We start from the raw sequence: 26,993 nt of genomic DNA on the forward strand, positions 1-26,993 counted from the left end.
AAGGGGACTGTCCCCCTAAGGCAAAAAAAAGGAGAGGGGAGTCTACCAAGATGCATCTTAGTAGTGGCACCAACGCCACCGCAGCCACCACCACGAGGCTGCGCACCGGGGAAAGCAAGTGCCCCCAGAGCGGGATGTGCGTGACCTGCCTGGACGGCTGCCCCGGATTCTGCGAAATCGCGCGCTCGGCCGTGCGGGGGAAGGAATTGCTTTATCCCAAACCGTTCGGCAAGACCACCTCGGCCGGACAGAAAAAGTACCCGGTGGACTACTCGCACCTGAACATCATGGGCACCGCCGTGGGCGCGGTCGGTATTGAACCGGACCCGGACAAGGCCATCTTTCCGGCCGTGGACCTCAAAACCAGCCTGGGTGCCGGCGGCGACCTGCATTTGGATTTCCCGCTGGTCGTTCCGGCCATGGGCTCCACCGATATCGCCGCGAACAACTGGGACCACCTGGCCGCCGGCGTGGCCCTGGCCGGAGCCGGGATCCTGATCGGGGAAAACGTTTGCGCCATGGACCCGAATTCGGAGATCAGGAACGGGCGCGTGGTGTACTCGCCGAACATGGAGGGGCGGGTGCGCGCTTTCCAGGACTGGTATCGGGGCGCGGGCTTCATCGGGGTGCAGGCCAACGTCGAGGACACCCGGCTGGGCGTGCAGGAATACTGTATCGAGAAGCTCGGCGTTGAGGTTGTGGAAATCAAGTGGGGCCAGGGGGCCAAAGACATCGGCGGCGAGGTGAAGGTGAGCAGCATCGAGCGGGCGCTCGAACTGAAAAAGCGCGGTTACATCGTCCTGCCGGACCCGGAGGACGAAGTGGTCCAGGAGGCCTACCAGGAGGGGGCCCTGCGGGAATTCGAGCGCCACTCCCGGATCGGGATGGTGGAGTGGGAGTCCTTCGCCGAGCGGGTGGCCTCACTCCGCCAGGCGGGAGCCAAATATATTTTCTTGAAGACGGGCGCCTACCGGCCGGCCGACCTGGCCCGGGCCGTCAAGTTCGCCTCCGACGCCCGGCTGGACCTTTTAACGGTCGACGGTGCCGGCGGCGGCACCGGAATGAGCCCGTGGCGGATGATGAACGAGTGGGGGATGCCCACCCTGTACCTGCAGGCGCTCCTGACCCGGTACTGCGACCGGCTGGCGGCGAAGGGGGCCTACATTCCGCCCGTCTGCATCGCCGGCGGTCTGACCTTGGAGGACCACATGTTCAAGGGCTTCGCCCTGAGCGCGCCCTACGTCAAGGCTATCGGGATGGCCCGCTCCCCGCTCGCCGCGGCCATGGTCGGCAAAACGGTGGGCGAGTCGATCAGGCAGGGGCGGGTGCTGCCCGAGTACCAGGCCTACGGGAACCGGGTCGAACGGGTTTTCATCCTGGCCACCGCGCTCCGGGCTCAGCTCGGACCCGAATACGACCGTTTGCCCGTGGGGGCGATCGGCGTCTACACCTACTTCGCCCGGCTGGCCCAGGGCCTGCGCCAGTTCATGTGCGGCGCGCGCAAGTTCGCCCTGGAGTACATCACCCGCGACGACCTGGTGGCGCTCACCCGGGAAGCGGCCGAGATCACCGGCATCACCTACCTGATGGACGCCGACGCCGCGGAAGCCGACCGGATACTGGGATAATGCAAGGGGACAGAAAGGGGACAGTCCCCTTTGGGCCTTAGGGGGACTGTCCCCCTAATCGCGGAAGTCGACCGGACACCGGGATAATGTATACTTGCTGAAAAACGAAGAAAAAAGACTTGACACGCGGAAATACGGTCATATAATAACGCTAGACAACCAAACAGTCTGGGTACGATGAAGTATCCGGGAGAGGCGATGATGCCCTTGGCAGACCGTGGTCCGGTCTGGCGGGGCATTTATTTTTGAGCCCATCCTAATTTTTAAAAATGCGTTTTCGTTCTGGGGGGTAAGGTTTTTGGCACTGCAGGAACGGGTGATCCTGGTGGACCCGGATACGCACGGCCGAACCAACATCAAGGGGATGCTCAGCCAGGCGGAGTACCTGGTGATCGGCGAAGCCGAGGACGGCATCACGGCCCTGAAGATGATCCGTGACCGGCAACCCGACCTGGTGTTGGCGGAGGTCTCGCTGCCGGGAGTCAGCGGCCTGGAATTGGCCCGCATCGTGCACGACGACCGCCTGGCCCCGGTCATCCTGATCTCCGGCGCCTTCGGCCGGGAGATGATGGCCCGCGTCCGGGAGGTGCGGGCGGCCGGTTTCCTGTCCAAGCCGGTGGACGAAGTCAGCCTGCTGGCCGTGGTCGAGGTGGCCCTGGCCCACTACGCCGAGGTGCTGGAGTTGGAGCAGAAACTGGTGAAACTGAAAGAGGAACTGGACACCAGGAAGGTGGTGGAGCGGGCCAAGGGCATCCTAATGTCCCAGTTCGGGCTCACGGAGGCCGAGGCTTTCCGGCGGATCCAGAAGCAGAGTATGAACCGGCGCCTCTCCATGCGGGCGGTGGCCGAGGCGATCATCCTGGCGCACAACGTCTGAACCTCCACACGACGGGGCTTCATCGGAGGCAATGCCCAGGGTAGTCGCTCACGACGATTCATCGTCGCTCTTGCGGGGATGAAAATGTTTATCCCAGATTCTATTTTCAGGGTAGCACACCTTGGAGTAAGCTCAAAAAGAATAGCGCGAGGGTACACGGACGTACCCGCGGAAAGAGGCAATGACGCCCTTTCAAAGGCGGTGGCCAAAAGACCGCTCCTTTGACCGGGCGTTTTTGTTTGTCTCCAAAAATAAATTCAAGAAAGGGTTGGTTTAAAGTGGAAACTGCGGCTAAGCAGGAAATTCTGGAGAAGGCCAGGCGGCTCGGGGTCAAGTTTGTCCGGTTGCAGTTCACCGACATCATGGGTGTGTTGAAGAATATCGCCATCCCGGTTGATCAGCTTGACAAGGCCCTGGACGGTGAGCTGATGTTTGACGGGTCTTCGATTCACGGTTTTGCCCGGATTGAGGAATCGGATATGTATCTGCGCCCGGACCCGAACACCTTCGTGATCTTCCCCTGGCGGCCCCGGGACGGCGCGGTGGCGCGCCTGATTTGCGACGTCTACAATCCCGACGGCACGCCGTTCGCCGGCTGCCCGCGAAACTGCCTGCGCCGGGTGTTGGACCGGGCCAAGCAGATGGGATACACCATGCACGCCGGGCCGGAGATGGAGTTCTTCCTGTTTCACGTGGACGCCGACGGCAAGCCTTTGCTGGAGACCCACGACAAGGCCGGCTACTTCGACCTGTCCCCGGTCGACAAGGGCGAGAACGCCCGGCGGGAGATGGTGATGGCGCTGCAGGAGATGGGCTTTGAGATTGAAACCTCGCACCACGAAGTGGCGCCCGGACAGCACGAGATCGACTTCAAGCACTCGGACGCGCTTTCCATCGCCGACAAAATCGTCACCTTCAAGTTCGTGGTCCGGACGTTGGCGCAGCGTCACGGTCTGCACGCGACCTTTATGCCCAAGCCGGTTTACGGGATCAACGGTTCCGGGATGCACATGAACCAGTCCCTGTTCCGGGGCGAGGAAAACGCGTTCCACGATCCGGCGAAGCCTGACGGCCTGAGCGCCGAGGCTTACTACTACATCGGCGGGCTCCTGAAGCACGCCCGGTCGATGACGGCGATCACCAACTCGACGGTGAATTCCTACAAGCGGCTGGTACCGGGCTACGAAGCGCCGGTGTACGTGGCTTGGGCCGAAGGGAACCGCAGCGCGCTCATCCGGATACCGCAGAAGAGGGGCTTATCCACCCGCGTGGAACTGCGCAACCCGGACCCGGCCTGCAACCCCTACCTGGCGCTGACGGTGAACCTGGCGGCCGGCCTGGAGGGGATCACGGAAAAGATCGACCCGCCGCCGCGGTTCCCGATCAATATCTACCACATCACCGACGCGGAACGGGCACAGCGGGGCATCACCAGCCTGCCGGGCAGCCTGGAGGAAGCGCTCGGTGAACTAAAGGCCGACCCGGTGCTGCGTGAGGCTCTGGGCGAGCACATTTACACCAAGTTCACCGAGGCCAAGACGGCGGAGTGGAACGAGTACCGGATTCAGATCACGCCGTGGGAAGTAGACCGCTACCTGGTCAACTACTAGAAAACGGTCGCCGCCGCGGCCGAGCACGCCGGCAGACCCGGCGCCTTAAAGAAAGTGGGTGAAGAGATGCGGGAAGGAATGGTGCGGATTCCTTCGGGTTGCGCGATCTCCGGCATTATGAGCACGAAGGGAATCCGTTTCAACGGCGAGGCCATTACCAGATCTATCGCCTGCATGCACGAGCGTTCCAACGGTTTGGGGGGCGGGTTTGCCGCCTACGGGATCTATCCTGAGTACCGTGACCTTTACGCCCTGCATTTGATGTATGAAACCCCGCAGGCGCGCGTGGACACCGAGGAAAACCTGCGCAGCCATTTCAACGTGGCCCAGTCCGAACCGATCCCGACGCGGCCGTTGCCCGAGATCGGGGAGGCGCCCTTGTTGTGGCGTTATTTTGTCCGCCCCGTGCGGGAAGACGGGGCGAGCGGGCTTTGGGAGGACGACGACTACGTCACCACCTTCGTGATGACGGTGAACCGGGAGGTTCCCGGCGCGTTCGTGTTTTCGTCCGGCAAGAACATGGGCGTATTCAAGGGCGTGGGCTACCCCGAGGACATCGCCCGCTATTACCGTCTGGAGGAGTACGAAGGCTACATGTGGGTGGCGCACGGCCGCTTCCCGACCAACACCCCGGGCTGGTGGGGCGGGGCCCACCCGCTGGGGGTGCTCGACTGGTCGGTGGTCCACAACGGGGAAATCTCCTCCTACGGCATCAACAAGCGCTACCTGGAAATGTTCGGCTACTGCCTGGAACTGCAGACCGACACCGAGGTGATCGCCTACCTGTTCGACCTTTTGCACCGGCGCCACGGCATCCCTCTGGACCTGGTGTGCCGGGCCCTGGCGCCGCCTTTTTGGAAGGCCATCGACCGGATGGACGACCGCGAGCGGGAACTTTATACCGCCCTGCGCCGGGTTTACGGCCCGGCGATGTTAAACGGCCCGTTCAGCGTGATTGTGGCCTTTCAGGGCGCCATGGTCGGCCTCAACGACCGGATCAAGCTGCGGCCCATGGTGACCGGCAAAAAGGGGGACCTCATCCTGATGGGCAGCGAGGAAAGCGCCATCCGGGTGATTGCCGGGGACCTGGACGAAGTGGGGAGCATCCGGGCCGGAGAAATGGCCGTCGCCCGGCTGGAAGAAGGGGTGGTCGCATGAGCAACTACCTGCCGCCCGAATACCTGGTGCGCATTGACGAGGGCCGCTGCCGGCGCTGCGGGGAGTGTGTCCGCGGGTGCGGCTTCGGGACCTTGGCGTTCGCGCACGGTGCCTGGAGAGACGCCATGGGCGTTTTCAAGCACGGTCAGGGCGACTTGCAGCAAGTGCTCGCCCGGATCAGGGAAAACGTTACCGACCGGGTGGTCGCCGACCACCACAAGTGTGTGCAGTGCCACTACTGCGTGAGCCACTGTCCGGAGGGCGCCGTCAGCGTCCAACCGAACCCCCTGGCCTACCGGGGGAACCATCACTGGCGGCCGGAATACCTGAAAAACATCTGGCGGCAAGCAAACACCGGCGGCATGGTGTTGACCGGCGCCGGCAACGACAAGGCCTACTTCAGCTACTTTGACCACATGGTGCTGGACGCCTGTCAGGTGACCAACCCGTCCATCGACCCCCTGCGGGAGCCGATGGAGCTGCGGACCTACCTGGGGGCGCGGCCGGACGGGCTTGAACTCGAACCGGGGCCGGGGCCCGGGGGGGCCGTGCTCAAAACCAGGCTCGCCCCGGCGGTCCGCCTGGACACCCCGCTGGTCTTCCCGGCCATGTCCTACGGGGCGATCAGCCTGAACGCCCAAAAGGCGCTGGCCCGGGCCGCCAAGGCTTGCGGCGTCGTGATGAACACCGGCGAGGGCGGCATGCACGAGGACCTTTACCCCTTCGCCGATTGGATGATCGTCCAGGTGGCCTCGGGCCGCTTCGGGGTCAACCCGGGTTACCTGCGGCGCGGCGCCGCGGTGGAGATCAAGATCGGGCAGGGGGCCAAGCCGGGCATCGGGGGGCATCTTCCCGGGGAGAAAGTGGACGAGGGCGTGTCCCAGACCCGGATGATCCCGGTGGGCAGCGACGCCCTGTCCCCGGCGCCGCACCACGACATATACTCCATCGAGGACCTGTCCCAGCTGATCTACGCCCTGAAGGAGGCCACCGAGTACACGAAGCCGGTGTCGGTGAAGATCGCGGCGGTGCACAACGTGGCCGCCATCGCCTCCGGCGTCGCCCGGGCCGGGGCCGACATCATCACGGTCGACGGGTTCCGGGGCGGCACGGGGGCCACGCCGCTGGCCATCCGGGACCACGTCGGGATTCCGGTCGAGATGGCGCTCGCCGCGGTCGACGACCGGCTGCGCCAGGAGGGCATCAGAAACCACGTTTCGCTGGTGGTTTCCGGCGGCATCCGCCACAGCGGGGACGTGGCCAAGGCAATCGCCCTGGGGGCCGACGCGGTGGCGATCGGCACGGCCGCCCTGATCGCCATGGGCTGCCGTCTCTGCCAGAAGTGCTATACGGGCAACTGCAGCTGGGGGATCACCACCCAGAAACCCCATTTGACCCAACGGCTTGACCCGGACCGGGCGGCCGAGAACCTGACCAACCTGATCCGGGGCTGGTCGCTGGAACTAAAGGAGATCTTGGGGGCGCTCGGGCTCAACGCTGTGGAAAGCCTGCGGGGCAGCCGGCTCCGGCTGCGCGGCGTCGGCCTGCAGGAAAGCGACCTGCGGGTGCTGGGGATCAAGAATGCGGGCATGTAATGGTGGTTGGTGGTCGGTGGTTGGTGGTCGGTGAGTAGTCAGTGGTTTTCACACTGACGACCGACGACCGAATATAAAGATCCGAAATACACTTTCCGGCACGCAGGCGTGCCGGCTAGGAGAAGGAGGGATGCGCCGGTGCTGCGGATCGACGCTCAAGGAATGCACTACCGGCAGCTCAACCAGCGAATCCGGGAGGCGATCAGGGCCGGGGAAACCGACTTCCGGCTGGAAAACGTAAACGGCCAGCGGTACATCGGTACCGGGGTGGAGGTCCCCGGCGTGCGCATCGTTATCAACGGCGTGCCGGGAAACGACCTGGCCGCGTTTATGAACGGTCCGGCGATCACCGTGAAGGGCAACGCCCAGGACGGGGTGGGCAACACCATGAATTCGGGGACGGTGGTGGTCCACGGCAGCGCGGGGGACGTCCTCGGGTACGGGATGCGCGGGGGCGGGCTTTTTATCCGTGGGAACGTTGGTTACCGGGTGGGCATCCACATGAAGGAATACCAGAACCAGGTGCCCGTGATCGTCGTCGGGGGCACGGCGGGCGCCTTTTTCGGGGAATACATGGCCGGCGGCCGCTTGGTGCTCCTGGGACTGGACCGGGCGGAGGGCGAACCCCTGGCCGGGGACTACCTGGGGACCGGCATGCACGGTGGAGTGATCTACCTCCGGGGCCGTCCGGAAGAGCACGCCCTGGGCAAAGAAGTGCGGCTTTTCCCGCTGGATGAGGCGGACCGGCGGTTCCTGGACCCGCTCCTGGACGAGTTTTGCCGGCACTTCGGCCGGGACCCGGCCGCCGTCCGCGGCGCCGAATTCCACAAGCTGATTCCGGTGTCCCACCGCCCGTACGGGCGGCTGTACACCCATTAGAGCAAGCATTTTGAGTCACCCCATATGCCTATCCTCTTCAAGGGATGGGCAATGTCACTGCTTGACGGTTTTGGCTGTGTTCCGATGGGCTCCAACTTCGGAAGTGTGTCTATGTGTGCCGAGCAAGGAATGCTGTTACGGAAGCATAAGGCTGTCCGTCCTTGCTCGGCTTTTTGCATGGTTTACTTGTTAAGGGTATCGTTATTTTGATATAACAAGTGTATATTCATCGACGAACGAGCACGTGTGGTGGAGGAGCGGGAGCGGAAAAAATAGAACCATATGTATAGCCGGAAGAAATAAGGGGGCAAAAACTTTATGCGTTTACCTGTAACCCTAAAGGAGGGAATCTAATGAGAACAACCTTGCATATTGACGACGAATTGCTTAAGAAGGCTAAGGAGTTAACCGGCATCACTGAGAAGACTTCTTTGGTCAGGCTTGGGCTGGAAGCGTTAATCGCCCTGGAAAGCGGCAAGCGCCTGGCCAGGCTTGGGGGGACCGAAAAAACGCTGGAAACGATCACCCGCAGAAGACCTGGTGAAGCTTAGATGGTCCTTGTCGATACATCGGTATGGGTGGCTCATCTCCGCGATGGAAATAGTGGCCTTGAAAAGCTGTTAATCAAAGGACATGCCCTGACCCACGCTTTCATTGCCGGTGAGCTCGCCTGTGGAAATCTCAGGAACAGGGCGGAAATTCTCTCGTGCCTGGACGCGCTTCCCAAGGCCGTCCATGCGGAACATCAGGAAATTATGACTTTTATCGAAAATCATCGTCTGATGGGGAAGGGGCTGGGTTACATCGACATGCATCTGCTGGCTTCCGCGATGCTGACAAATGTCCCGCTGTGGACGCTTGACAAAAAAATGAGCGAAACAGCTTCTTTGCTTGGGGTATCACATACCATGAACCAATGACTGCTATAAACCTGGATCCCGGCGGTCCCCAAACCGCCTGGACTGCGGCTGTAGTATTGTTTTGGGAGTGTTGACGGCCGCCGGCGTCCGTGCTAAAATGACCTCTAGCACATAAAGGACGAGCAGGTGCCCCTTTACCGGGGGATAATAGGGAATCAGGTGCGATTCCTGAGCAGTCCCGCTACTGTATGCGCTGAGTCGCCCCCCAGGACGCCACCGGCAATCCGGGAAGGCGGGTGTGGCGACGATGACCGCGAGCCAGGAGACCTGCCTGCTTTGTCGGTGCTCCTTTATTTGCCTCCGGTCGAGGGGCTGGGGAGCAGCGTGTTCGAAAAACCAAGGACTCTCATCCGTGCGTCTGCCCGGAATGTACGTGCGCAGGCAGCGGGAGAGGCGGGATTTTGCATGCTGGGACCCTCCCCGAGTCAACCGGGGCAGGGTCTTTTAATTCTGTGACGGGAGATGGTTGCAGATGCTGGTCAGTAACCTCGGCTACCCCCGCATGGGACGGGAACGCACTTTAAAAAGACTTCTGGAGGCCTATTGGGGAAAAGCACTGGATGAGGAGGGCCTGCTCGCCGGTGCGGCCCGCCTCGAGGAAGCGCACTGGCGTCATCAGGTCCGCCTGGGCGTGGAACTGGTCCCCGTGGGTGACCTGTCGCTTTACGATCACGTTCTGGATACCACCGTGATGTTCGGACTCGTGCCGGAGCGGTTTGAAGAAGCCGGCGACAGCTTATCCCTTTACTTCGCGATGGCGCGCGGTGGTCCCAACGCGCTGGCGTGCGCCATGCGTAAGTGGTTCAACACCAACTATCATTACCTCGTCCCCGAGTGGGAAAGGAAGCCCGTCCTTGTCAAGAACCTGCCGCTCCATGCCTACCTGCGGGCCAAGGACATTCTGAACGGCAACGCCAAACCGGTGTTGTTGGGCCCGTTCACTTTTGTCAAGTTGTCCAAGAACGCTCCGAATTGGCGGCGGGCGCTTCATGAGCTAAGCCCCCTTTACACACAGATCATGCGTGAGTTGGATGCGGCCGGCGCAACCTGGGTGCAGGTGGATGAGCCGTCGCTGATTCTCGACCTGACCGAAGAGGAGACAAAAGCCCTGACCGACATATACCGGGAGATGACCGAGGGCTTGCGCGGGCTGAGGATAATGCTCCAGACATACTTCGGCGGCCTGGGCCGGTATGCGTGGCTGGCGGCATTGCCGGTCGGCGGGTTGGGGCTTGATTTCGTCCACGGTTATCCGGAGAACATCGCCAACTTGCAGCGGCACGGTTTTCCCCCGGATAAACGGCTCGGCGTAGGGATCGTTGACGGCCGCAACATCTGGCGCACCGACCTGAGGCAAAAATTGGATTTGCTGCACAGAGTGTGTTTTCACGTACCCGCGACAAGCATCTGGCTGCAACCTTCGTGCAGCCTGCTTCACCTCCCCGTAAGCACTGCCGATGAATCTCATCTGCCTTCGGCCTTGTGTCGCGGTATTGCTTTTGCCGATGAGCGGCTGGCCGAATTGCGCACCCTTGCCCGGGCGGTGAGGGAAGGTGAGACTGCGGTGGCGGCGGAACTGGCGGCTGCCGACCAGGCACAGCGGGCTCTGGCGGAGCTGAGCGGCCGGGTGTCGCCCGCCGTCAGGAAGCGTGTCTTGGCTCTCAAGGAGACTGATTTCCAGCGGGCCGCCCCGTACGCCGAACGCCGGAGACCGCAGTCCCGCCGTCTTGCCCTTCCCTTGTTCCCCACGACTACGGTCGGTAGTTTTCCCCAGACGTCGGAGGTGCGGGCGGCACGAGCGCGGCGGCGGCGGGATGAACTGGGCGAGGAACATTATGAGGCCCTTATCAGGGATCTAATCGCCGAATGGATCGGAATTCAGGAGCAATTGGGTCTGGACGTGCTGGTGCATGGTGAGTTTGAACGTAACGACATGGTCGAATATTTCGCCGCCAAGCTGCGAGGGTTTGCCGTAACCACCAACGCCTGGGTGCAGTCCTATGGTTCGCGCTGTGTCAAACCGCCGATTCTATACGGCGACGTATATCGCGATACGCCGCTGACTCTGGCGGAGACCCTCTACGCGCAATCGCTGACACCGCGACCGGTGAAAGGCATCCTTACCGGACCGGTGACCATGCTTAACTGGTCGTTTATACGTGAGGATCTCCAGTCGGAACAGATAGCTTACCAGGTGGCTCTTGCCATTCGCGACGAGATCGCCGATCTGGAAAGGGCCGGCTTGGCGGTTGTACAGGTCGATGAGCCCGCCCTGCGTGAAGGACTCCCGCTTAAGACCGAAGAGAGGGCGTCCTACCTGTCCTGGGCGGTAAGCGCCTTCAGGTTGGCCACCGGAGGCGCGCGTCCCGACACCCAGATTCATACCCACATGTGTTATGTTGAATTCGGCGATATCCTGGAGGCCATCGAGGCTATGGACGCCGATGTGATCTCCATCGAGACCGCCCGCCGGGGTGGTTTCCTCGAAGTCTTCAAACGCTCCGCCTACCAACGGGATATCGGCCTCGGCGTGTACGATGTTCACAGCCCCCGCGTACCGGAAGTGGGAGAAATGGAACGCGTCATCAGGCAGGCCTTGCTGGTGTTACACCCCGAGCAACTATGGGTTAACCCGGATTGCGGCCTGAAAACCCGACAGCAGAAAGAGGTAACGGCGGCACTCGAAAAAATGATTGAAGCAGCACGACGCTTGCGCACGGAGTATCGTCCCGACTGACGGAGCCTCAAGCCTGGGGGCATGTTTACATTGGACAGATTGCACCGGAATCGGTGGCCGTTTTACTCCGAGCTTTTGGCCCGGATGCACATTTACATTCCGTTCTTGGGAGGTAACCATGATTACATTGATCACAAAGCGCGATGGACGCACCGTGGCTTTCGAAAGTATGCGCATCACCAACGCCATCGCCCAGGCTTTCAAGTCTACGGGAGAAGCCGGATGGGCGGACGGCGACGCTGCACCGGCGGTAACGCAGCGTGTCGTTGAAGCTTTGGAGAACCGGGGCGTTAGCACTCCCACCGTTGAAGAAGTACAGGACCTGGTGGAAAGAAGCCTGATGGAGCTTGGTTACCATCAGACCGCCAAGGCCTATATCCTGTATCGCGAACAGCACCGTCAGATGCGCGAGCTAAAGTCCTTGGTAAGCTGTGATTTGGTGGAATCCTATCTCAACCAGGCGGATTGGCGCGTGGCTGAAAACGCCAACTCATCCTTCTCCTTACAGGGTCTGAACAGCTACATCTCCAATACCGCTGCGGCCAATTTCTGGCTGGAACGCATCTACCCCCCCGAAGTACGCCGGGCCCACCGCGAAGGCGATTTTCACCTCCATGACCTCGGTTACCTGAGCGTCTACTGCGTGGGGTGGGATCTTAAGCAGCTCCTGGAAGAAGGTTTCGGCGGGGTACCCAACCAGGTGTCGTCGGGTGCGCCCAAACACTTCCGTTCGGCCTTGGGCCAGATGGTCAACTTCCTGTATACGCTTCAAGGAGAGGCGGCGGGGGCCCAGGCTTTCTCCAACGTCGACACGCTTCTCGCCCCCTTCGTCCGCGCCGACAACCTGAGCTACAGGGAAGTGAAACAGGCCGTCCAGGAGTTTGTTTTCAATCTGAACGTACCCACCCGGACGGGCTACCAGACGCCGTTTACCAACCTTACCATGGACCTGGAAATCCCCGCCTTCATGCGGAACGAACCTGTTTCCGCGCCGGGTGGCCGGGGAACGGGTTTTTGTTACGGCGACTATCAGGAAGAAGTGAATACCATCAACGAGGCGTTTGCCGAGGTGCTGATGGAGGGCGACGCCTGCGGGCGGGGATTCACCTTTCCCATTCCGACCTACAATGTTTCACCGGAATTCGACTGGGGAGGTCGCGTGGCCCAAAAGCTCTTCGCCGTAACGGCGAAATACGGAACACCCTATTTCGCCAACTTCGTCAACTCCGATCTTCAGCCGGAAGACGTACGGTCCATGTGTTGCCGCCTGCGCATTGACAACAAACAGCTTTTAAAGCGGGGAGGGGGACTGTTCGGCGCCAGCCCCCTGACCGGTTCCATCGGGGTGGTGACCTTAAACCTGCCGCGGTCGGCCTATCTGGCCAAGGACGAACAGGACTTCTTCACCCGGCTGGCGCATCTGGCTTCCATCGCCGTCATCTCCCTGGAAATCAAGCGCCGCATTCTGGAAAGGCTGACCGGGAACGGACTCTACCCTTACTCGCGTCATTACCTGCGGGGAGTGAAAGAGAGAACGGGGAGTTACTGGACCAACCACTTTGCCACCATCGGGTTGGTGGGCGCCGCCGAAGCGGCCAAAAACCTGCTCGGCAAAACCATCCATGAACCGAAAGGCCGAGAGTTTGCCGAACGCATTCTCACTTTCCTGCGAAAGTTCCTGGTGGGGGTCCAGGAACGCACGGACAATCTTTACAACCTGGAAGCCACCCCGGCCGAGGGTTGTGCCCACCGTCTCGCCCGCATCGACAAGAAAGAGTTTCCGGGCCTTGAGGTCGCGAACGAAGACGAATGGAGGCGGGGCGCGGCGCCGTACTACACAAACTCCACCCAATTGCCGGTTTACGAAACCGATGACGTGTTTACCATGCTTGAACACCAGGAGTCGCTGCAAACGCTGTACACGGGCGGAACGGTGGCGCACATCTTTCTGGGCGAAGCCCTGCCCGATCCCGAAAGTTGCGCCTCGCTCGTCAAAAAAGTGACCAACAGTTACCGCCTGCCCTATGTCTCGGTGACCCCCACTTACTCGGTGTGCGCAAGCCACGGGTACGTCAGCGGAGAAGCCTGGCAATGCCCCAGGTGCGGCGGCGCCACGGAGGTCTATTCCCGTATCGTGGGCTATTACCGCCCGGTCAGCCGGTGGAACGAAGGGAAGAAGGCTGAATACAGCCAAAGGAGAGTATTCTTGGAAAGATGATGATCGAATGCGGCGGTTTCAATAAACTATCGCTGGTTGATTGGCCCGGCAAGATAGCCGCCACCGTCTTTCTGCGGCGGTGCAATTTCCGCTGCCCCTGGTGCCACAATCTGGGTCTCGTGGAGACCTCTGAAAAGGACACCCCCGTCCCCGTGGACGACGTTTTGTGCTATCTTAAAACGCGCCGGGCGATGCTGGACGGGCTGGTCGTCACCGGCGGCGAACCCACCCTTTCTCACCGCTTGAGCCTGTTTTTGGCCCGGGTCAAAGAGATTGGCCTACCCGTCAAACTTGACACCAACGGTTCCCGCCCGGAACTGGTATGCGGTTTGTTGGACGAAGGCCTTGTAGACGCCGTCGCGGTGGACTACAAGGTTCCCTTGCGGCTTTACGGCTGGCTGGTGGGCTTTAAAAACCCCGAATGCGTTGCGGCAACCATTGCCACCGTGTTGCGCCGCCGGTGCGGTTATGTCCGTACCACGATAGTGCCCGGTCTGCACACCGGGGAGTTGCTGGCCGAAATGGTGAAAGCCTTTCCCGAACTTAATAAAACAAACTATCGCTTGCAGGGTTTCCGCCCCGGGAGCTGTCTCGACCCGGCTTACAACAGTCTCCCGCCGATTGCACCGGAAGCGGTCTGCCGCCTGGCTGGAGAACTTCCATGGTTTAGGGAAGAACGCTCCAAAGCACAGTTAGAAATATATTAAAATCATACCGGGTGTGGTATATTTATCGGGGAAGCGCCGAACCGGCCGGTTTCGCCGGATGCATATACGGGGAGAGGGTTGCCGCTTGAATCATTATTCAGTCGAGGATGTACGCCTGCTGGCCAAGGAACACAAGGTCGAGTTCATCCGCCTGCAATTCACCGACATCTTCGGCGTCATGAAGAACGTGGCCATCACCATTGACCAACTGGACAAGGCGCTCAACAACGAATTGATGTTTGACGGTTCCTCGATCGAAGGCTTTGTCCGCATCGAGGAGTCCGACATGTATCTGCGCCCCGACCCGAACACCTTCGTCGTGTTTCCCTGGCAGGCCCAGGACGGGGCGGTGGCGCGGCTGATCTGCGACATCTACAACCCGGACGGCACCCCTTTCGAGGGCGACCCGCGCTACGTGCTGCGGCGCGCCGTCGCCGAGGCGGCCGCGCTGGGCTATACCATGTACGTCGGGCCGGAGGCGGAGTTCTTTCTCTTCCATGTGGACAAGGAAGGCGCGCCGACCACCCAGACCCACGACCGGGCCGGTTACTTCGACCTGGCGCCGGTGGACCACGGTGAGCAAGCGCGCCGGGACATGGTCTTAACCCTGCAAAACCTCGGCTTCGAGATCGAGGCCTCCCACCACGAACTCGCTCCCGGACAGCACGAGATCGACTTCAAATACGACGACGCCCTGGACGTGGCCGACAAAATCCTGACGTTTAAGTTCGTGGTCCGGGTGGTGGCCCAGCGCCACGGGCTGCACGCCACCTTCATGCCCAAGCCCCTGTTCGGCGTCGCCGGTTCGGGGATGCACTTAAACCAGTCGCTCGTCCGGGACGGGGTGAACGCCTTTTTCGACCCGGCGACCGAAACCCACCTTAGCACGGAGTGCCTGTACTACATCGGGGGCCTCCTGGAGCACGCCCGGGCGATGGCCGCCGTATTGAACCCGACGGTCAACTCCTACAAGCGGCTGGTCACCGGCTACGAAGCGCCGGTGTACATCGCCTGGTCCAATCGCAACCGCAGCCCCCTGATCCGTATCCCGGCCAAACGGGGCATGTCCACCCGGATCGAGCTGCGCAGCCCGGACCCGTCCTGCAACCCTTACCTGGCGCTCGCCGTTTGCCTCCAGGCCGGTCTGGACGGCATCAGGAAAAAGACGGCCCCGCCCCCGCCCTGTGACCAGAATATTTACGTGATGAGCGAGGCCGAGCGGCGGGGACTGAACATCGGGGCTTTGCCCGAGGACCTGCGGGAGGCGCTGGGGGAACTCCGGGGAAGCGCCCTGATGCGCCGGGCCCTGGGGGAACACGTGTTCAACCGGTATGTGGACGCCAAGCAGATCGAGTGGAACCGGTACCGGTGCCAGATCCACCCGTGGGAGCTGGAGGAGTACCTCACCAAGTTCTAAGCGAAAAACACTAAACCCTCCGCCACCGGAGGGTTTTAAGCGGCGCGCTATCCCCGGGTACGGTCAGTCATCGGTCCGGGCCCAAGTTTTTTTGCAGCGGTCTCCTAGACAAACGTTCCCTGGGGGCCGGCCATGCCCCCGCCCGGCGCGGTGGTGGGGGAGTATATGTGTTGGATGTGCTGCATCGTGTTTATGTCCATCACCGGCACCTGGTAGAAGCCCTTCTGGTTCATCCACTGGAAGATTTCGTACGCCATGTTGCTGTCGCTGACCGCCGCATGGGTGAGGAACTGCCGCAGGTCGGGATCGGCCGTCTCCAGGGCCGCCCGCATGGCGCCGACGGCGCCGCACTTGTGGGCAATGAGCGCGCCGGTGGCGATGGTCCGGTCGGAGAGCCTGCTCGTGTCCGGGTGCGGGACAATGGGGCGTTCGGTCTGTTGCGTTCCGTACCGTACGCTCTGCACATTCCGCGCATGGTAGGGATCGACCGGCATTCCCCGCCCCTGCATCAGGTTCAAGGCCGCGTTGTAGTCCTGGATCATCCGGTCCTTGTGCCGTTCTAGGATTGACTTGAGCTGGGGATCATCCGCCTGCGCGGCATATAAGGCGTGATGCTCGATCTTGCACACTTTGGCCGTAAGGAACTCGTGCATGTCAACCGCTTCGTGGATACCCATCCGCATCGTCATCGGGTAAAACCCCCTAATCATTAGACTTTGAAGTCTATTCTCCCTGTCCGCGGATCAAGTATGCGCCGGAAAGGTCAGGACTGACGCGTGAAAAATAGCCGCAACGCGGGGGAAATTATCCCTCCGATTATGTTGCCCGCGGTTCAGGCATAAATGAAAGGAGAGAGACCCGGAGGGGGGTTATGACCGGAAGGGGGTTATGGCCTTGACGGTGATCGGCATCACCTGTCTTCAGGAGCACGAGCACGGGCAGGTCTTTTTGCCCGAGACCTACTTCCGGGCCGTGGAAAGGGCGGGGGGAATTCCGGTCTTGCTGCCTCCGCTCAGCCCGGGGCTGGGCGTCGGACGCTTGGTCGAACTGGTGAACGGCATTCTTCTGGCCGGGGGCGAGGATGTGGACCCGGTGTTCTTCGGTGAGGAGCCGCTGCCGGATACCGGTGTGATCACCCCCGAGCGGGACATCTTCGAGATCGCCCTGGTCCGGCGGGCACTGCACGCGGGCCGGCCCGTCCTCGGCATTTGCCGGGGAATGCAGGTGCTGAACATCGCCGTCGGCGGCGACATCCACCAGGACGTGTTCCGGGCGGGAGCCCGGATCAAGCACTACCAAGAGGCGCCCCGGTGGCACCCGACCCACCGGCTGCACGTGCGCCCCGGTTCGTTGCTGGCCCGGATTCTAGGGGACGGCGCCTTGCGGGTGAACAGCCTGCACCACCAGGCCGTCCGGCGTTTGGCGCCCGGCCTTTGTGTTTCGGCCCGGGCGGGGGACGGGATCATCGAAGCCATCGAGGGGAGCGGCCCGGCCTTTGTGCTCGGAGTGCAGTTCCACCCGGAAAGCATGTACGAGCGTGAACCGGTGTTTTTAAACCTCTTCGCCGCGCTGGTCGGGGCCGCCCAGCGCTCCTGGAACCAAAATCCGCTGCAGGAAACGGCCGACCGGAAGCAAACTATCCCGTAGGAGGTGCAATGCAAGATGCTGGCTTATCGGCATGCACTGGTAATGCTGGACAGGATGGGATCTGGTCGTGAACGTCAGGACCGCGAACATATTGAACAAGTTATAAAGGGCAATCTCTCAGTTAGCGGCTGGGGCGATCGTACGGCAGGGGGTGCGTCGGATCGCGCCTGCGCAAGGCTATCAAGCCTCCTTGGTTTTAGTCGTTAGACAAGATTTGCCAGGATTTTGTTCCCATTGGTTTTGGTTGTTGCAGGTAATCACCACCTTCTGATAAGATAAGCCTGTACACCACCCAAGGAGTTGGCAACAGGCATGGCAGACAACAGCGACACATTGAAACAAATCCTTGAGCAGCTAAAGGCACAGGGTAAGCAGCTAAAGGCACAGGGTAAGCAGCTAAAGGCACAGGGTGAGCAGCTAAAGGCACAGGGTGAGCAGCTAAAGGCACAGGGTGAGCAGCTAAAGGCACAGGGTGAGCAGCTAAAGGCACAGGGTGAGCAGCTAAAGGCCCAAGGCCAAGACCTGGAACGCATGGAGAAAGGCCAGCAGAAGATCGCCAGCGACCTGACCAAGCTGACCGTCCACGTCGAAGGCGAAATCACCGACAAGATCAGGGGCCTGTACGACGCCCGCGACCTGACGCTGGACAGCCTGGCCCGCATTGAAGAAAGGTTGGACCACCAGGACAAAAGGCTGGACCTGCACTGGCAGGAGATCATGGTGTCGAAGAACAAAAGACGCTGACCGCCCCGGCCCGCCCAGGGTAAGGGAAATTTTTCCGACCCTTTAAAGCCAAACCCGCAACGTGGAAAGAGCAACAAGCCACCCACTGAAGGTCGAAGAACCCCTAACGGGGTTCTTCTCTCCGGTGCCCGCTCATCAGGAGGGCCGGGGAACGGGGACCCGGCCCCCCGCGCAACCTCTTCCCGCCCCCAGGCATTTGCGGTAACATTAGCCTAAGCCGCCCGGGGAGAGTGCCGCCATGGACGAAACCTTAAAGCAAATTCTCAGCGAACTGAAAGAGCTTCGCCAGGGCCAAGAAGCCCTGATCGGCCGCGTCGGCAACCTGGAACAGGGCCAAGAAACCCACAGCTAAGAACTCAAAGAACTCCGCATGGGCCTGACCAAGCTGACCATTCACGTCGAAGGCGAAATCACTGAGAAGACCAGGGGTTTGTACGGCGCCCGCAGCCTGATACTGGGGAGAGGTTTGATTTGACTCCCGGCTATTTACTGGCTCGGAATCAGCGTCATCCAAGGAATGTGGTCATTTGTTCCACTTGTGGCCGGTTAAATGAAACCGAAGACAGAAAGAGCCTTGGGAGTTGCCGGGATTGCGGGTCAGGTTTGGTACTTGACGGTCCCGCGCGCCGCAACCGTTGTGCCTGTACCCATTGCGGCCGGGTCAATTCCTATCCGCAGTCTTCAGAAGGCGCGCCCCGGCACCGGATGGTGGCCATAGAGTACCACTGCTTTCATTGTAAGCCAAGCCATCAGGGGCGTTTTTTCAAGCAACCGGACCGGGACGACCTGTCAAAGTACGACGAGGCTTCCGGACTCTGGACACAGCTTTCCCCGGCTTATGTGCCCGATGATGAGATCCCGCCCGGCGATGAAACCGACCGTCTTCATCGCTGGGGCTACCGCCGCTATCGAGAGATGTTCAACTCCCGGCAACTGCTGGGCCTTGAGCTCAGTGGCCGATTCATCGCCGGTCATTGGGACGGGCCGATCCGCAATGCTTTGGCCACCAATCTTTCCGATCTGCTTCATTACCAAAACATGCTCTGCCGCTACGACACAACTGCTCTAAAGTCGCTGGATATATTCTCGGTACACGGTTTTCCGGTCGGCCTGATCCAGTGTGAATCAAATCTACTCGGCATTTTCGACGATAACAAGGGGATAAATATCGGCAGCGGCGGGTGGTCAAACATTGTGCAAAAGTATGCCCGCGCAAAAGCCTACTGTGACAATCCCTTTGAAATCCGCCATCAATCAGGGCGTAGAGTACAGGTGCCGGTAAAAGGAGAATGGATTGGCGATCGCCGGGGATCCCCAGATTCCCTGGAAAAGAAGGGCGTGGAGCTTCACTGCGGCAGCTCAACCTTTTCCAATTTGCCTCCGGCATCGCTCGATGCGGTTTTCACCGACCCGCCCTACTTTGCCAATGTACAATACGCGGAGTTGATGGATTTCTGCTATGTGTGGCTGCGCCGCCTGGCTGCTGATGCTGACGGAGTATTCGATAAGCATTCTACCAGGGACGCCAACGAACTAACCGGCAACGTGACGCTGGCGCGCGATCTCTCTCATTTTACCGAGGGCCTGGCCACCGTCTTCATTAATATGGCCCGCGCCTTAAAACCGGGGGCGCCGCTGGCTTTCACCTATCATCATAATACGATTGAAGCTTATTATCCGATTGCTGTAGCCATCATGGACGCCCGCCTGACTTGCTCCGCCTCGCTACCCTGCCCGGCGGAGATGGGGGCTTCCATCCATATCAACGGAACGGGATCATCGGTAATCGATACGGTATTTGTCTGCCGGTCGACAGGTAGCGTTCCGCGGCGGATAATCGTGTCCACGCCCGAACGGATCGCGGACTTGGTCCGGCATGACTTGTCTCTTTTGCGGGCCGGGAACGTGAAACCAACGCACGGCGACATTCGCTGCGTGGCCTATGGACATCTGGTCCGTCTGGCCATCTGGAACCTGCGTCAAGAATGGAACACTGATCGGTCTGTTCCAGAAAAACTGACCACCGTTTCCCAGGCAATTGAAAAACTCGGGGGGGGTGGGCCGGGGTTCAAAGGCATCTATCGGAAGACCTCTTGCCTTCGCCTTGCCTCCAAACCTCCGTCGCCCGCGAAGAACAAGATTACTATGGTGGAGCGGAAACTGATGAAGTATCCCTGAATTACTAGTCCATTAAATCGCCTCATCGAGAACTTTACGAATCTGGACTGGACCGATTGCCCGGTCATTTCACCTTGCTGCTTTCCTTTAAACACTTGCCAAGATCTGATTGGAAAAGCGCTTTATGAACAGTACGGTATTTCCTACTATATGAACTTTCCCCGGGTTGCACTCTTCTAATGCGGCGCTTGCAATATGAAGCAGGAAGCGGCATAATAGGCTTTAGAACAAAGAGTTAACCGTTTACCCATGGGGGTGCCCGGAAACGGGCTGAGAAAAGCGTGCGTACGCTTTACCCTTGGAACCTGACCTGGGTCATGCCAGCGGAGGGAATGGGTTTTAAAAAGCTTTTAGCTTACCCCCTTCCCGGGGGTTCATCCGTTTTTGGGGGTGGCGTTTTGCGCGAAGTGTACCGGATAGCGGATGTCAACTTCAACCGCACCCGGGAGGGCCTCCGGGTGGTGGAGGAATCGTGCCGTTTCGTCTTGGCAGACGCCGGACTTGCCGCCGGCCTCAAGGACCTGCGGCACCGGCTCTCGGCCCTGGAAGAGGCCTTTCCCGGCGGCCGTCCGGCGCTGCTCGCAGCGCGGGACATTCCGGGGGACGTCGGCGCGCTTGCCCCGGAGCGCCGTCACCGTGCCGATGTCTTTGCCGCCGCCGGGGCCGGCTGGAAGCGGGCGCAGGAGGCCGCCCGGGTGCTGGAGGAACTGTCCCGGGAACTGGAGCCGGCGTTGGCGCACCGCTTCAAGGAGTTTCGCTTCGCCCTCTACGCGGCCGAACGGGAGTGGGCCCTCGCGGTCGCCGCCCGGGGGCGCAGGGCCGCCTTTGAGCGGGTCCGGCTCTACCTGGTGGCCGGGCGGGCGGACACCGGGGGGCGGCCCCTGGCGGAGGTGGTGCGGGCGGCCGTGGCCGGCGGGGCCGGGGCTTTCCAACTGCGCGAAAAGAATATGGGGACCCGGGAGTTGACGGCGCTGGCCGCCGAACTGGGCGCGCTGGTCCGGGCGTCGGGGGCGCTCTTTCTGGTGAACGACCGGGTGGACGTGGCCGCGGCGGTTGACGCCGACGGAGTGCACCTGGGGCAGGACGACCTGCCGGTGGAGGCCGCGCGGCGGTTGCTCGGCCCCGGCAAACTGATCGGGGTTAGTGTCCACAGCCCGGCAGAGGTCCGGGAGGCCCGGGAGCGGGGCGCGGACTACATTGGCCTGGGAGCGGTGTTCTCCACGGCCACCAAGCCGGAGGCCCACGCCCCGGGACTTTCCCTGCTGTCGGAACTGGCCGCCGGGGCGGACCTGCCGTCCGTGGCCATCGGCGGCATCGGCTTGTCGAACGTTAAAGAGGTGCTCCGGGCGGGGTTTCGCAGGGTGGCGGTGGTGCGGGCGGTGGCGGGGGCGCCCGACCCGCGCTTGGCCGCCGCCGCTCTATGCGCCGCGGTAAATGAGGTATGGGGGGATCACTGAATGAACCAATTACTGGCGGCCTGGCAGGGCACGGTTACGCCCGAGATGGAACAGGTGGCCCGGGACGAGGGCTACCCCGTGGCGCCGATTCTCCAGGGGGTGGCGGCGGGCACCATCGTCATCCCGGCGAACATGCGGCGGAAGAACCTGAAGGCCGTCGGGATCGGGACCGGGCTGCGGACCAAGGTGAACGCCAATATCGGCACTTCTCCGGTGCAGGCCGCGCTGGACGACCACCTCGTCAAACTGCGGGCGGCCCTGGACGCCGGCGCCGACGCGGTGATGGACTTGAGCACCGGCGGCGACCTGGACCGGTGCCGGCGGGAGATCCTGGCGGCCTGCCCGGTGCCGGTGGGCACGGTGCCCATTTACCAGGCGGCGGTGGAGGCCAAAGAACGCCACGGGGCCATCGTTGCCATGCGCGAGGACGAATTGTTCGAGGTCGTCGAGCGCCAGGCCAAGGACGGCGTGGATTTTTTCACCATCCACGCCGGGGTGACCCTGGAGAGCTTGGACCGGCTCCGGGAGCAGGGTCGGGTGGTCGACATCGTCAGCCGGGGAGGGTCCTTCCTCACCGGCTGGATGCTAAAAAACGACCGGGAGAACCCGTTTTACGAGGAATTTGACCGCCTGCTCGAGATCTGCCTGGCCTACGACGTAGCGTTGAGCCTGGGGGACGGGATGCGGCCGGGTTGTCAGGCCGACGCCACCGACCGGGCCCAGGTCCAGGAGTTGCTGATCCTGGGTGAACTCGTCGACCGCTGCCGGGAAGCGGGGGTGCAGGTTTTCGTCGAGGGCCCGGGACACGTGCCGCTGGACCAGATCATTATGAACGTGCAGCTCCAGAAGCGGCTTTGCAAGGGGGCGCCCTTTTACGTGCTCGGTCCGCTGGTGACCGACGTCGCTCCCGGTTACGACCACATCACCGCTGCCATCGGCGGGGCGGTGGCCGCGATGGCCGGGGCCGATTTCCTGTGTTACGTCACCCCTGCCGAACATCTGGGTTTGCCCTCCGTGGCGGACGTCCGGGAGGGAGTAATCGCCACCCGGATCGCCGGTCACGCCGCCGACTTGGTGAAGCGGGTTCCGGGGGCCCGGGAATGGGACGAGAGGATGTCCCGGGCCCGCAAGGCTCTGGACTGGGAAAAGCAGATCGAGTTGGCGATGGACCCCGAGAAGGCGCGCCGTTACTACACCGAGCGGAACCCGGAAAAGATTGCGGGCTGCACCATGTGCGGGGAATTTTGCGCGATGAAGCTGGTGGGGGAGTATTTGGGCCGGGACTACAAGAACTGCTAGGAGACCGCGGCAACACGGACCCGGGTTCATCAGGTCCGCATCCGTGTTAGGTGCCGGCCGGCAGGCTCTGCGCCGCCGGACCTGCCTTTAGCGCGTTTCGACCTCGAGTCTGCGTCCGGGTTTTTGCGCTGGTCGGCAAGTGAGCCCCTCGTTGAGGCCTGGTTCGATTCCAGTTACGGTCGCACGTTTCCAGGCCCGGTGCAGAAGCCGTAACCGGTAACGGCGTCTTTTCGCATTCGTCCGTACTAGAACGGGACGGCACGGTGCATAATGTGTTTTGGAGTGGCGGGACGGCACGCGCAGGAATCCGCCCTCTTTCCCAGAATTTCTTCCAGGTGGGATTCTGCGGCAGAAGCCGTCGATGCTGGCGGGGCTTTCACCGCCGTGGTGGTGGTTTGTCTAGTGCGCCTAGCGGACATTGGCGAGGCGGGGCTGGTGGAGAGACTCCTCGGGCGGCTTGCCCGGGGTCCGGGCGTGGTCCGGGGTGCCGGTGACGACGCCGCCGTGCTCGATTTGGGCGGCAAAGAACTGCTGCTCTTTACCGTGGATACCCTGGTGGAGGAAGTTCATTTTTCCAGGGCGTACACCCCTATGCGCGACCTCGGCGCCAAGGCGCTGGCGGTAAACTTAAGTGACGTCGCCGCCATGGGCGGCCGGCCGGCATACGCGGTCGTGAGCCTGGCGGCACCGGCGGAAACCGCGGTGGCGGACATCGACGATTTGTATGCGGGACTGGCCTCAATGGCGGCCCGGTACGGCGTAGCCGTAGTCGGAGGCGACACCGTGCGGCACCCGAACGGACTCGTAATTACCGTGGCCCTTCTGGGTCTCGCCGGGCGGGAGCGGGTGCTCTACCGTACGGGCGCCGCGCCGGGAGACCTGTTCTACGTCACCGGCAGCCTGGGGGCGAGCGCCGCCGGGCTGTTCCTGTTTCAAAACCCGTCTTTGGCCTGCCCGCCGGAGGTGGAAAACCGGTTGAAAAGAGCGCACTTGAGCCCGGAGCCCCGGGTGGCGGCCGGCGGTTTGCTCGCCGCCGGCGGGGTGGTCAGCACCGCCGAGGATATCAGCGACGGCCTGGCCTTGACCGTGGCCCACATCTCGGCGGCCGGCGGCGTGGGGGCACGGCTCCTGGCCGACCGGGTACCGCTTTCCCCGGAGGCAGGGCGCTTGGGAATCCTTACCGGTAAAGACCCCCTGGAGTGGGCGCTCTTCGGGGGCGAGGACTACGAACTCCTGTTCACGGTGCGCCCCGGAGCGGCGGCCGAGGGCCTGGAAAGAGAGATGGCGGCGGCGGGCTGGCCGGTGACCCGCATCGGGGAAGTGCTCGGCCCCGGAGAGGGGTTGTGGCTCGAAGACGCCGCGGGCGCCAGAGTTCCCCTGGTTCCCGGGGGCTACGACGCCTTCAGGGCCGAACCGTGAAGCTAAAAAGGAGGCTAAAAAGGGGCCTGGCCCCTTTTTCGGGTGGAGAAGTGGCGCTGGCACTGACCACGAATGCGGTGGAAAAGACCAGGCAGGTGGGCGAGGAACTGGGGCGGCTTCTGGAGCCGGGTGACGTGCTTTGCGTCTGCGGACCGCTGGGGGCAGGCAAGACGGCGCTGGCCCAGGGCGTGGCGCGGGGGCTCGGGGTGGCCGAAGCGGTGATCAGCCCGACCTTCATTCTGGTCCGGGAGTACCGGGGGCGGGTGCCGTTCTACCACTTCGACGCCTACCGCCTGCAGGGGCCCGAAGACCTGGACCTGTTGGGCGCCGAGGAGTACTTCGCCGGCGACGGGGTGGTCCTGGTGGAGTGGGCCGGCCGGGTGGACCCGGCCCTGCCCGCCGAGCGTCTGGACATTACGCTCGACTACGACGGCGATACCGAACGCCGTCTGAGTTTTTCGCCGCGGGGCGCCCGGTACCGGGCGCTGGTGGAGGAGTTGAAAGAAAAGCTGGTACATCTCGGCAAAGTCTAGGACCTCTTCAAAGTTGTACCGGGCGCTGGTGGGGGAGTTGAAAGAAAAGCTGTGAACGTCCTGGGTATCGATACCTCGGGACCGTTTTGCACCGCCGGATTGGCCGGTTCGGATGGGGTTTTGGCCGAGCGGTCGGTCCGCGGGCGAAAAATCCATTCCGTACGGTTGCTGCCGCTGATTGAGGACTTGCTCGCCGATACCGGCCTGCTGACGGAGAATCTGGACGGCGTGGCTGTTTCCGCCGGTCCCGGTTCCTTTACCGGCCTGCGGATCGGGCTGACCACGGCCCGGACCCTGGCGCAAGTCCTGGGTATTCCGGTGGTGGGGGTGTCCTCGCTGGAAGTGCTGGTGTATCCGCTTTGTGGGGCCGGGCGGGTCTGGGCGTTGGTGCCGGCGCGCCGCGGCGAGGTCTACGCCGCGCTCTACGATTGCGGGGGCGGGGCGCCGGACGGTGTTTTCCCGCCGGCCGCGCTGGAAATCGGCCGTTTGCTGGCAATGATCAAAGACGCCGCCGAGCCGTTGGTGTTTGTCGGCGAGGGCGCGGAGCTATACGGCGGCCTGATCCGGAAGGAGTTGGGCGAGAAGGCCCGCTTCTGCTCCCCCGCGGGCCATTACCCGCGGGGTGGGGTTGTCGCCTGGTTGGGGCGGGAAGCGCTGCGGGAGGGCCGGGGCCGGGAGGCTTGCGCGCTCATCCCGGAGTATATCAGCCTGCTCGAGCGGCCGAACTGGTTTGGCGACAGAAAACAGGGGGGTGAAGAGAATTGGCGATGACGTCCCGGCCCCTGCCGGGAGTGCGTTTTGACAACCTTGCCTTGCAGCACCTGGACCAGGTTCTGGTCATCGAGAAGCATTCCTTTCCCACTCCCTGGCCCCGGCAGACCTTTGAGTTTGAGATCCTTTACAATGAACTGGCCGAATACATAGTAGCCGTGGTGAATCATAAAGTGGTGGGTTACGGGGGCATGTGGATGGTGCTCGATGACGCCCACATCACCAACGTCGCCGTACACCCCGCTTACCGGGACCGCGGCGTCGGCCGGGGCCTGATGCTGGAGTTGATGCGCCGGGCCGTGCTCCGGGGGGCGAACCGGATGACCCTGGAGGTGCGTCCCTCGAACCGGCCCGCCCGCCACCTGTACAAGGATCTCGGATTCGAGGAGCGCGGCATCCGTCCCAAGTACTACCAGGACAACGACGAGGACGCCGTCATCATGTGGAAAGACGGCCTGAAGCGGCTCCCGCCGAAATAGGGCGGCCGACCGGCCGGGGCCCGGCGGATAAATTTCTGGGCGGGGGCTTGAAAACAAGGACCGGCACCATTGGTGCCGGTCAGTTGAGTCAAATCAAGATGTCTTTGTTTGCCGGGCAATGCCTACCGGCCGCCGTAGGAACGGTTGGCCTGGAAGCAATCCCTGCAGTAAACGGGCTTCACACCGGTCGGCTCGAAAGGAACCTCGGTTTCCACCCCGCAGCCCGCACAGACCGCCGGGTACATTTGCCGGGGCTGCCCGCCGCCGAAACCTCTGCGGTTCTGCCTTCTGGCGGAACGGCACTCCGGGCACCGGGCCGGCAGATTCTCGAAACCCTTGTCGGCGTAGAACTCCTGCTCACCGGCGGTGAACACGAAGTCGGCCCCACAGTCTCTGCACTGCAGTGTCTTGTCCTGGAACACGAAAAGTATCTCCCCTTAGATTAATGAGTCTCTCCAAAGTCCACCTGGGTCCACCTGAAGAGCTCCCCCGGGGAAGATAGCTTTCCGGTGATCCACCACAAGGTTGAAACCTTTAGAGGCAGTATCAGTATACCCCAGTTAACGGTAAAAAGCAACTTGCTAGTAAAAAAATTTGTTGTTGGCCTGTGATATTGTCACCCCGTAAGCGGTCTGAGAAAATGTCACTCATGAAGAAGGGAGACGTTTTCTTGAAACCCAAGGAAGCCAGGAGACTGGACATCATGGAGCGGGTCCTTGC

23 protein-coding genes and 2 riboswitches are annotated in these 26,993 nt (G+C 61.9%); of the genes, 21 read left to right on the forward strand and 2 right to left on the reverse strand.

Translation table 11 applies throughout. From position 1 onward, the window contains the following. Positions 1-50 precede the first annotated feature (50 nt). The 12 genes from AB1402_02685 to glnA (AB1402_02740) all read left to right on the forward strand — a co-directional run bounded on the left by AB1402_02685 (position 51) and on the right by glnA (AB1402_02740) (position 15,746). Entirely contained in the window at positions 51-1,628 is a 1,578-nt protein-coding gene (locus tag AB1402_02685) for a glutamate synthase-related protein (protein ID MEW6540509.1), read from the forward strand. Positions 1,629-1,926: 298 nt separating this feature from the next. Then, positions 1,927-2,505, forward strand: coding sequence for an ANTAR domain-containing protein (locus AB1402_02690; GenBank protein MEW6540510.1), 579 nt, complete (start codon positions 1,927-1,929; stop codon positions 2,503-2,505). A 278-nt stretch (positions 2,506-2,783) separates the two neighbouring features. Beyond that, a complete protein-coding gene (gene glnA, locus AB1402_02695) occupies positions 2,784-4,115 on the forward strand; it encodes a type I glutamate--ammonia ligase (GenBank protein MEW6540511.1) in 1,332 nt (443 codons plus the stop codon). Between the two features lie 66 nt (positions 4,116-4,181). Continuing rightward, a complete protein-coding gene (locus AB1402_02700; GenBank protein MEW6540512.1) occupies positions 4,182-5,273 on the forward strand; it encodes a glutamine amidotransferase family protein in 1,092 nt (363 codons plus the stop codon). Next, positions 5,270-6,868 (forward strand): glutamate synthase-related protein, encoded by a 1,599-nt coding sequence (locus AB1402_02705; GenBank protein ID MEW6540513.1) that lies wholly within the window; start codon positions 5,270-5,272, stop codon positions 6,866-6,868. The genes AB1402_02700 and AB1402_02705 overlap by 4 nt, the downstream gene beginning before the upstream one ends. A 162-nt stretch (positions 6,869-7,030) precedes the next feature. Next, positions 7,031-7,747 carry a hypothetical protein gene (locus AB1402_02710; protein MEW6540514.1) on the forward strand — a complete coding sequence of 239 codons (717 nt, stop codon included), beginning with the start codon at positions 7,031-7,033 and terminating at the stop codon, positions 7,745-7,747. 353 nt (positions 7,748-8,100) lie between these two features. After that, a complete protein-coding gene (locus AB1402_02715; GenBank protein ID MEW6540515.1) occupies positions 8,101-8,298 on the forward strand; it encodes a type II toxin-antitoxin system VapB family antitoxin in 198 nt (65 codons plus the stop codon). Continuing rightward, the gene (locus AB1402_02720; protein MEW6540516.1) at positions 8,299-8,667 is read left to right on the forward strand and encodes a type II toxin-antitoxin system VapC family toxin; all 369 of its coding nucleotides are present in this window, start codon (positions 8,299-8,301) and stop codon (positions 8,665-8,667) included. Between the two features lie 107 nt (positions 8,668-8,774). Further along, a riboswitch (cobalamin riboswitch) is annotated at positions 8,775-8,957 on the forward strand. A gap of 182 nt (positions 8,958-9,139) precedes the next feature. Then, positions 9,140-11,404 (forward strand): 5-methyltetrahydropteroyltriglutamate--homocysteine S-methyltransferase, encoded by a 2,265-nt coding sequence (gene metE / locus AB1402_02725; protein MEW6540517.1) that lies wholly within the window; start codon positions 9,140-9,142, stop codon positions 11,402-11,404. A gap of 118 nt (positions 11,405-11,522) precedes the next feature. Continuing rightward, the gene (locus AB1402_02730; protein MEW6540518.1) at positions 11,523-13,622 is read left to right on the forward strand and encodes a ribonucleoside triphosphate reductase; all 2,100 of its coding nucleotides are present in this window, start codon (positions 11,523-11,525) and stop codon (positions 13,620-13,622) included. After that, the gene (locus AB1402_02735; GenBank protein MEW6540519.1) at positions 13,619-14,329 is read left to right on the forward strand and encodes an anaerobic ribonucleoside-triphosphate reductase activating protein; all 711 of its coding nucleotides are present in this window, start codon (positions 13,619-13,621) and stop codon (positions 14,327-14,329) included. Before AB1402_02730 ends, AB1402_02735 begins: the two co-directional genes overlap by 4 nt. 58 nt (positions 14,330-14,387) lie before the next feature. Beyond that, positions 14,388-15,746, forward strand: coding sequence for a type I glutamate--ammonia ligase (glnA, locus tag AB1402_02740; protein MEW6540520.1), 1,359 nt, complete (start codon positions 14,388-14,390; stop codon positions 15,744-15,746). Between the two features lie 104 nt (positions 15,747-15,850). Here glnA (AB1402_02740) and AB1402_02745 read toward each other — a convergent pair whose 3' ends face one another. Then, on the reverse strand, positions 15,851-16,435 hold the full coding sequence (locus tag AB1402_02745; protein ID MEW6540521.1) for a spore coat protein: 585 nt from the start codon (positions 16,433-16,435) through the stop codon (positions 15,851-15,853). A 199-nt stretch (positions 16,436-16,634) separates the two neighbouring features. Here AB1402_02745 and AB1402_02750 point away from each other — a divergent pair, with 199 nt between their 5' ends. From AB1402_02750 to rimI, 9 genes are all read left to right on the forward strand, one after another. Further along, a complete protein-coding gene (locus AB1402_02750) occupies positions 16,635-17,393 on the forward strand; it encodes a gamma-glutamyl-gamma-aminobutyrate hydrolase family protein (protein ID MEW6540522.1) in 759 nt (252 codons plus the stop codon). A 312-nt stretch (positions 17,394-17,705) separates the two neighbouring features. Beyond that, a complete protein-coding gene (locus tag AB1402_02755; GenBank protein MEW6540523.1) occupies positions 17,706-18,137 on the forward strand; it encodes a hypothetical protein in 432 nt (143 codons plus the stop codon). Between the two features lie 705 nt (positions 18,138-18,842). Further along, on the forward strand, positions 18,843-20,315 hold the full coding sequence (locus tag AB1402_02760) for a hypothetical protein (GenBank protein ID MEW6540524.1): 1,473 nt from the start codon (positions 18,843-18,845) through the stop codon (positions 20,313-20,315). A 241-nt stretch (positions 20,316-20,556) separates the two neighbouring features. Continuing rightward, positions 20,557-20,664, forward strand: a riboswitch (TPP riboswitch). 58 nt (positions 20,665-20,722) lie between these two features. Continuing rightward, positions 20,723-21,772, forward strand: a complete 1,050-nt coding sequence (locus tag AB1402_02765; GenBank protein MEW6540525.1) for a thiamine phosphate synthase — start codon at positions 20,723-20,725, stop codon at positions 21,770-21,772. After that, positions 21,773-23,071, forward strand: a complete 1,299-nt coding sequence (gene thiC, locus AB1402_02770; GenBank protein MEW6540526.1) for a phosphomethylpyrimidine synthase ThiC — start codon at positions 21,773-21,775, stop codon at positions 23,069-23,071. 402 nt (positions 23,072-23,473) lie between these two features. Then, entirely contained in the window at positions 23,474-24,490 is a 1,017-nt protein-coding gene (gene thiL / locus AB1402_02775) for a thiamine-phosphate kinase (protein MEW6540527.1), read from the forward strand. 50 nt (positions 24,491-24,540) lie between these two features. Next, the gene (gene tsaE, locus AB1402_02780; protein ID MEW6540528.1) at positions 24,541-25,023 is read left to right on the forward strand and encodes a tRNA (adenosine(37)-N6)-threonylcarbamoyltransferase complex ATPase subunit type 1 TsaE; all 483 of its coding nucleotides are present in this window, start codon (positions 24,541-24,543) and stop codon (positions 25,021-25,023) included. Between the two features lie 51 nt (positions 25,024-25,074). Continuing rightward, entirely contained in the window at positions 25,075-25,794 is a 720-nt protein-coding gene (gene tsaB, locus AB1402_02785; GenBank protein MEW6540529.1) for a tRNA (adenosine(37)-N6)-threonylcarbamoyltransferase complex dimerization subunit type 1 TsaB, read from the forward strand. Then, on the forward strand, positions 25,791-26,273 hold the full coding sequence (rimI, locus tag AB1402_02790; GenBank protein MEW6540530.1) for a ribosomal protein S18-alanine N-acetyltransferase: 483 nt from the start codon (positions 25,791-25,793) through the stop codon (positions 26,271-26,273). The genes tsaB and rimI overlap by 4 nt, the downstream gene beginning before the upstream one ends. A 122-nt stretch (positions 26,274-26,395) precedes the next feature. Here the strand turns inward: rimI and AB1402_02795 are convergent, their stop codons facing one another. Beyond that, on the reverse strand, positions 26,396-26,695 hold the full coding sequence (locus tag AB1402_02795) for a zinc-ribbon domain containing protein (GenBank protein MEW6540531.1): 300 nt from the start codon (positions 26,693-26,695) through the stop codon (positions 26,396-26,398). Positions 26,696-26,993: the final 298 nt, after the last annotated feature.

Source organism: Bacillota bacterium (genome assembly GCA_040757205.1).
GTDB lineage: Bacteria > Bacillota > Desulfotomaculia > Desulfotomaculales > Desulforudaceae > Desulforudis.

Excerpts from the sequence above, each read along its gene's own strand:
- AB1402_02745 (MEW6540521.1), bottom strand. The coding sequence starts at position 16,435 with ATGACGATGCGGATGGGTATCCACGAAGCGGTTGACATGCACGAGTTC.
- AB1402_02730 (MEW6540518.1), top strand. The coding sequence starts at position 11,523 with ATGATTACATTGATCACAAAGCGCGATGGACGCACCGTGGCTTTCGAA.
- AB1402_02735 (MEW6540519.1), top strand. The coding sequence starts at position 13,619 with ATGATGATCGAATGCGGCGGTTTCAATAAACTATCGCTGGTTGATTGG.
- rimI (MEW6540530.1), top strand. The coding sequence starts at position 25,791 with ATGACGTCCCGGCCCCTGCCGGGAGTGCGTTTTGACAACCTTGCCTTG.
- AB1402_02710 (MEW6540514.1), top strand. The coding sequence starts at position 7,031 with ATGCACTACCGGCAGCTCAACCAGCGAATCCGGGAGGCGATCAGGGCC.
- AB1402_02760 (MEW6540524.1), top strand. The coding sequence starts at position 18,843 with ATGGTGGCCATAGAGTACCACTGCTTTCATTGTAAGCCAAGCCATCAG.
- glnA (MEW6540520.1), top strand. The coding sequence starts at position 14,388 with ATGCATATACGGGGAGAGGGTTGCCGCTTGAATCATTATTCAGTCGAG.
- AB1402_02685 (MEW6540509.1), top strand. The coding sequence starts at position 51 with ATGCATCTTAGTAGTGGCACCAACGCCACCGCAGCCACCACCACGAGG.
- AB1402_02720 (MEW6540516.1), top strand. The coding sequence starts at position 8,299 with ATGGTCCTTGTCGATACATCGGTATGGGTGGCTCATCTCCGCGATGGA.
- AB1402_02700 (MEW6540512.1), top strand. The coding sequence starts at position 4,182 with ATGCGGGAAGGAATGGTGCGGATTCCTTCGGGTTGCGCGATCTCCGGC.
- AB1402_02705 (MEW6540513.1), top strand. The coding sequence starts at position 5,270 with ATGAGCAACTACCTGCCGCCCGAATACCTGGTGCGCATTGACGAGGGC.
- AB1402_02750 (MEW6540522.1), top strand. The coding sequence starts at position 16,635 with ATGGCCTTGACGGTGATCGGCATCACCTGTCTTCAGGAGCACGAGCAC.
- AB1402_02755 (MEW6540523.1), top strand. The coding sequence starts at position 17,706 with ATGGCAGACAACAGCGACACATTGAAACAAATCCTTGAGCAGCTAAAG.
- AB1402_02715 (MEW6540515.1), top strand. The coding sequence starts at position 8,101 with ATGAGAACAACCTTGCATATTGACGACGAATTGCTTAAGAAGGCTAAG.
- thiC (MEW6540526.1), top strand. The coding sequence starts at position 21,773 with ATGAACCAATTACTGGCGGCCTGGCAGGGCACGGTTACGCCCGAGATG.
- metE (MEW6540517.1), top strand. The coding sequence starts at position 9,140 with ATGCTGGTCAGTAACCTCGGCTACCCCCGCATGGGACGGGAACGCACT.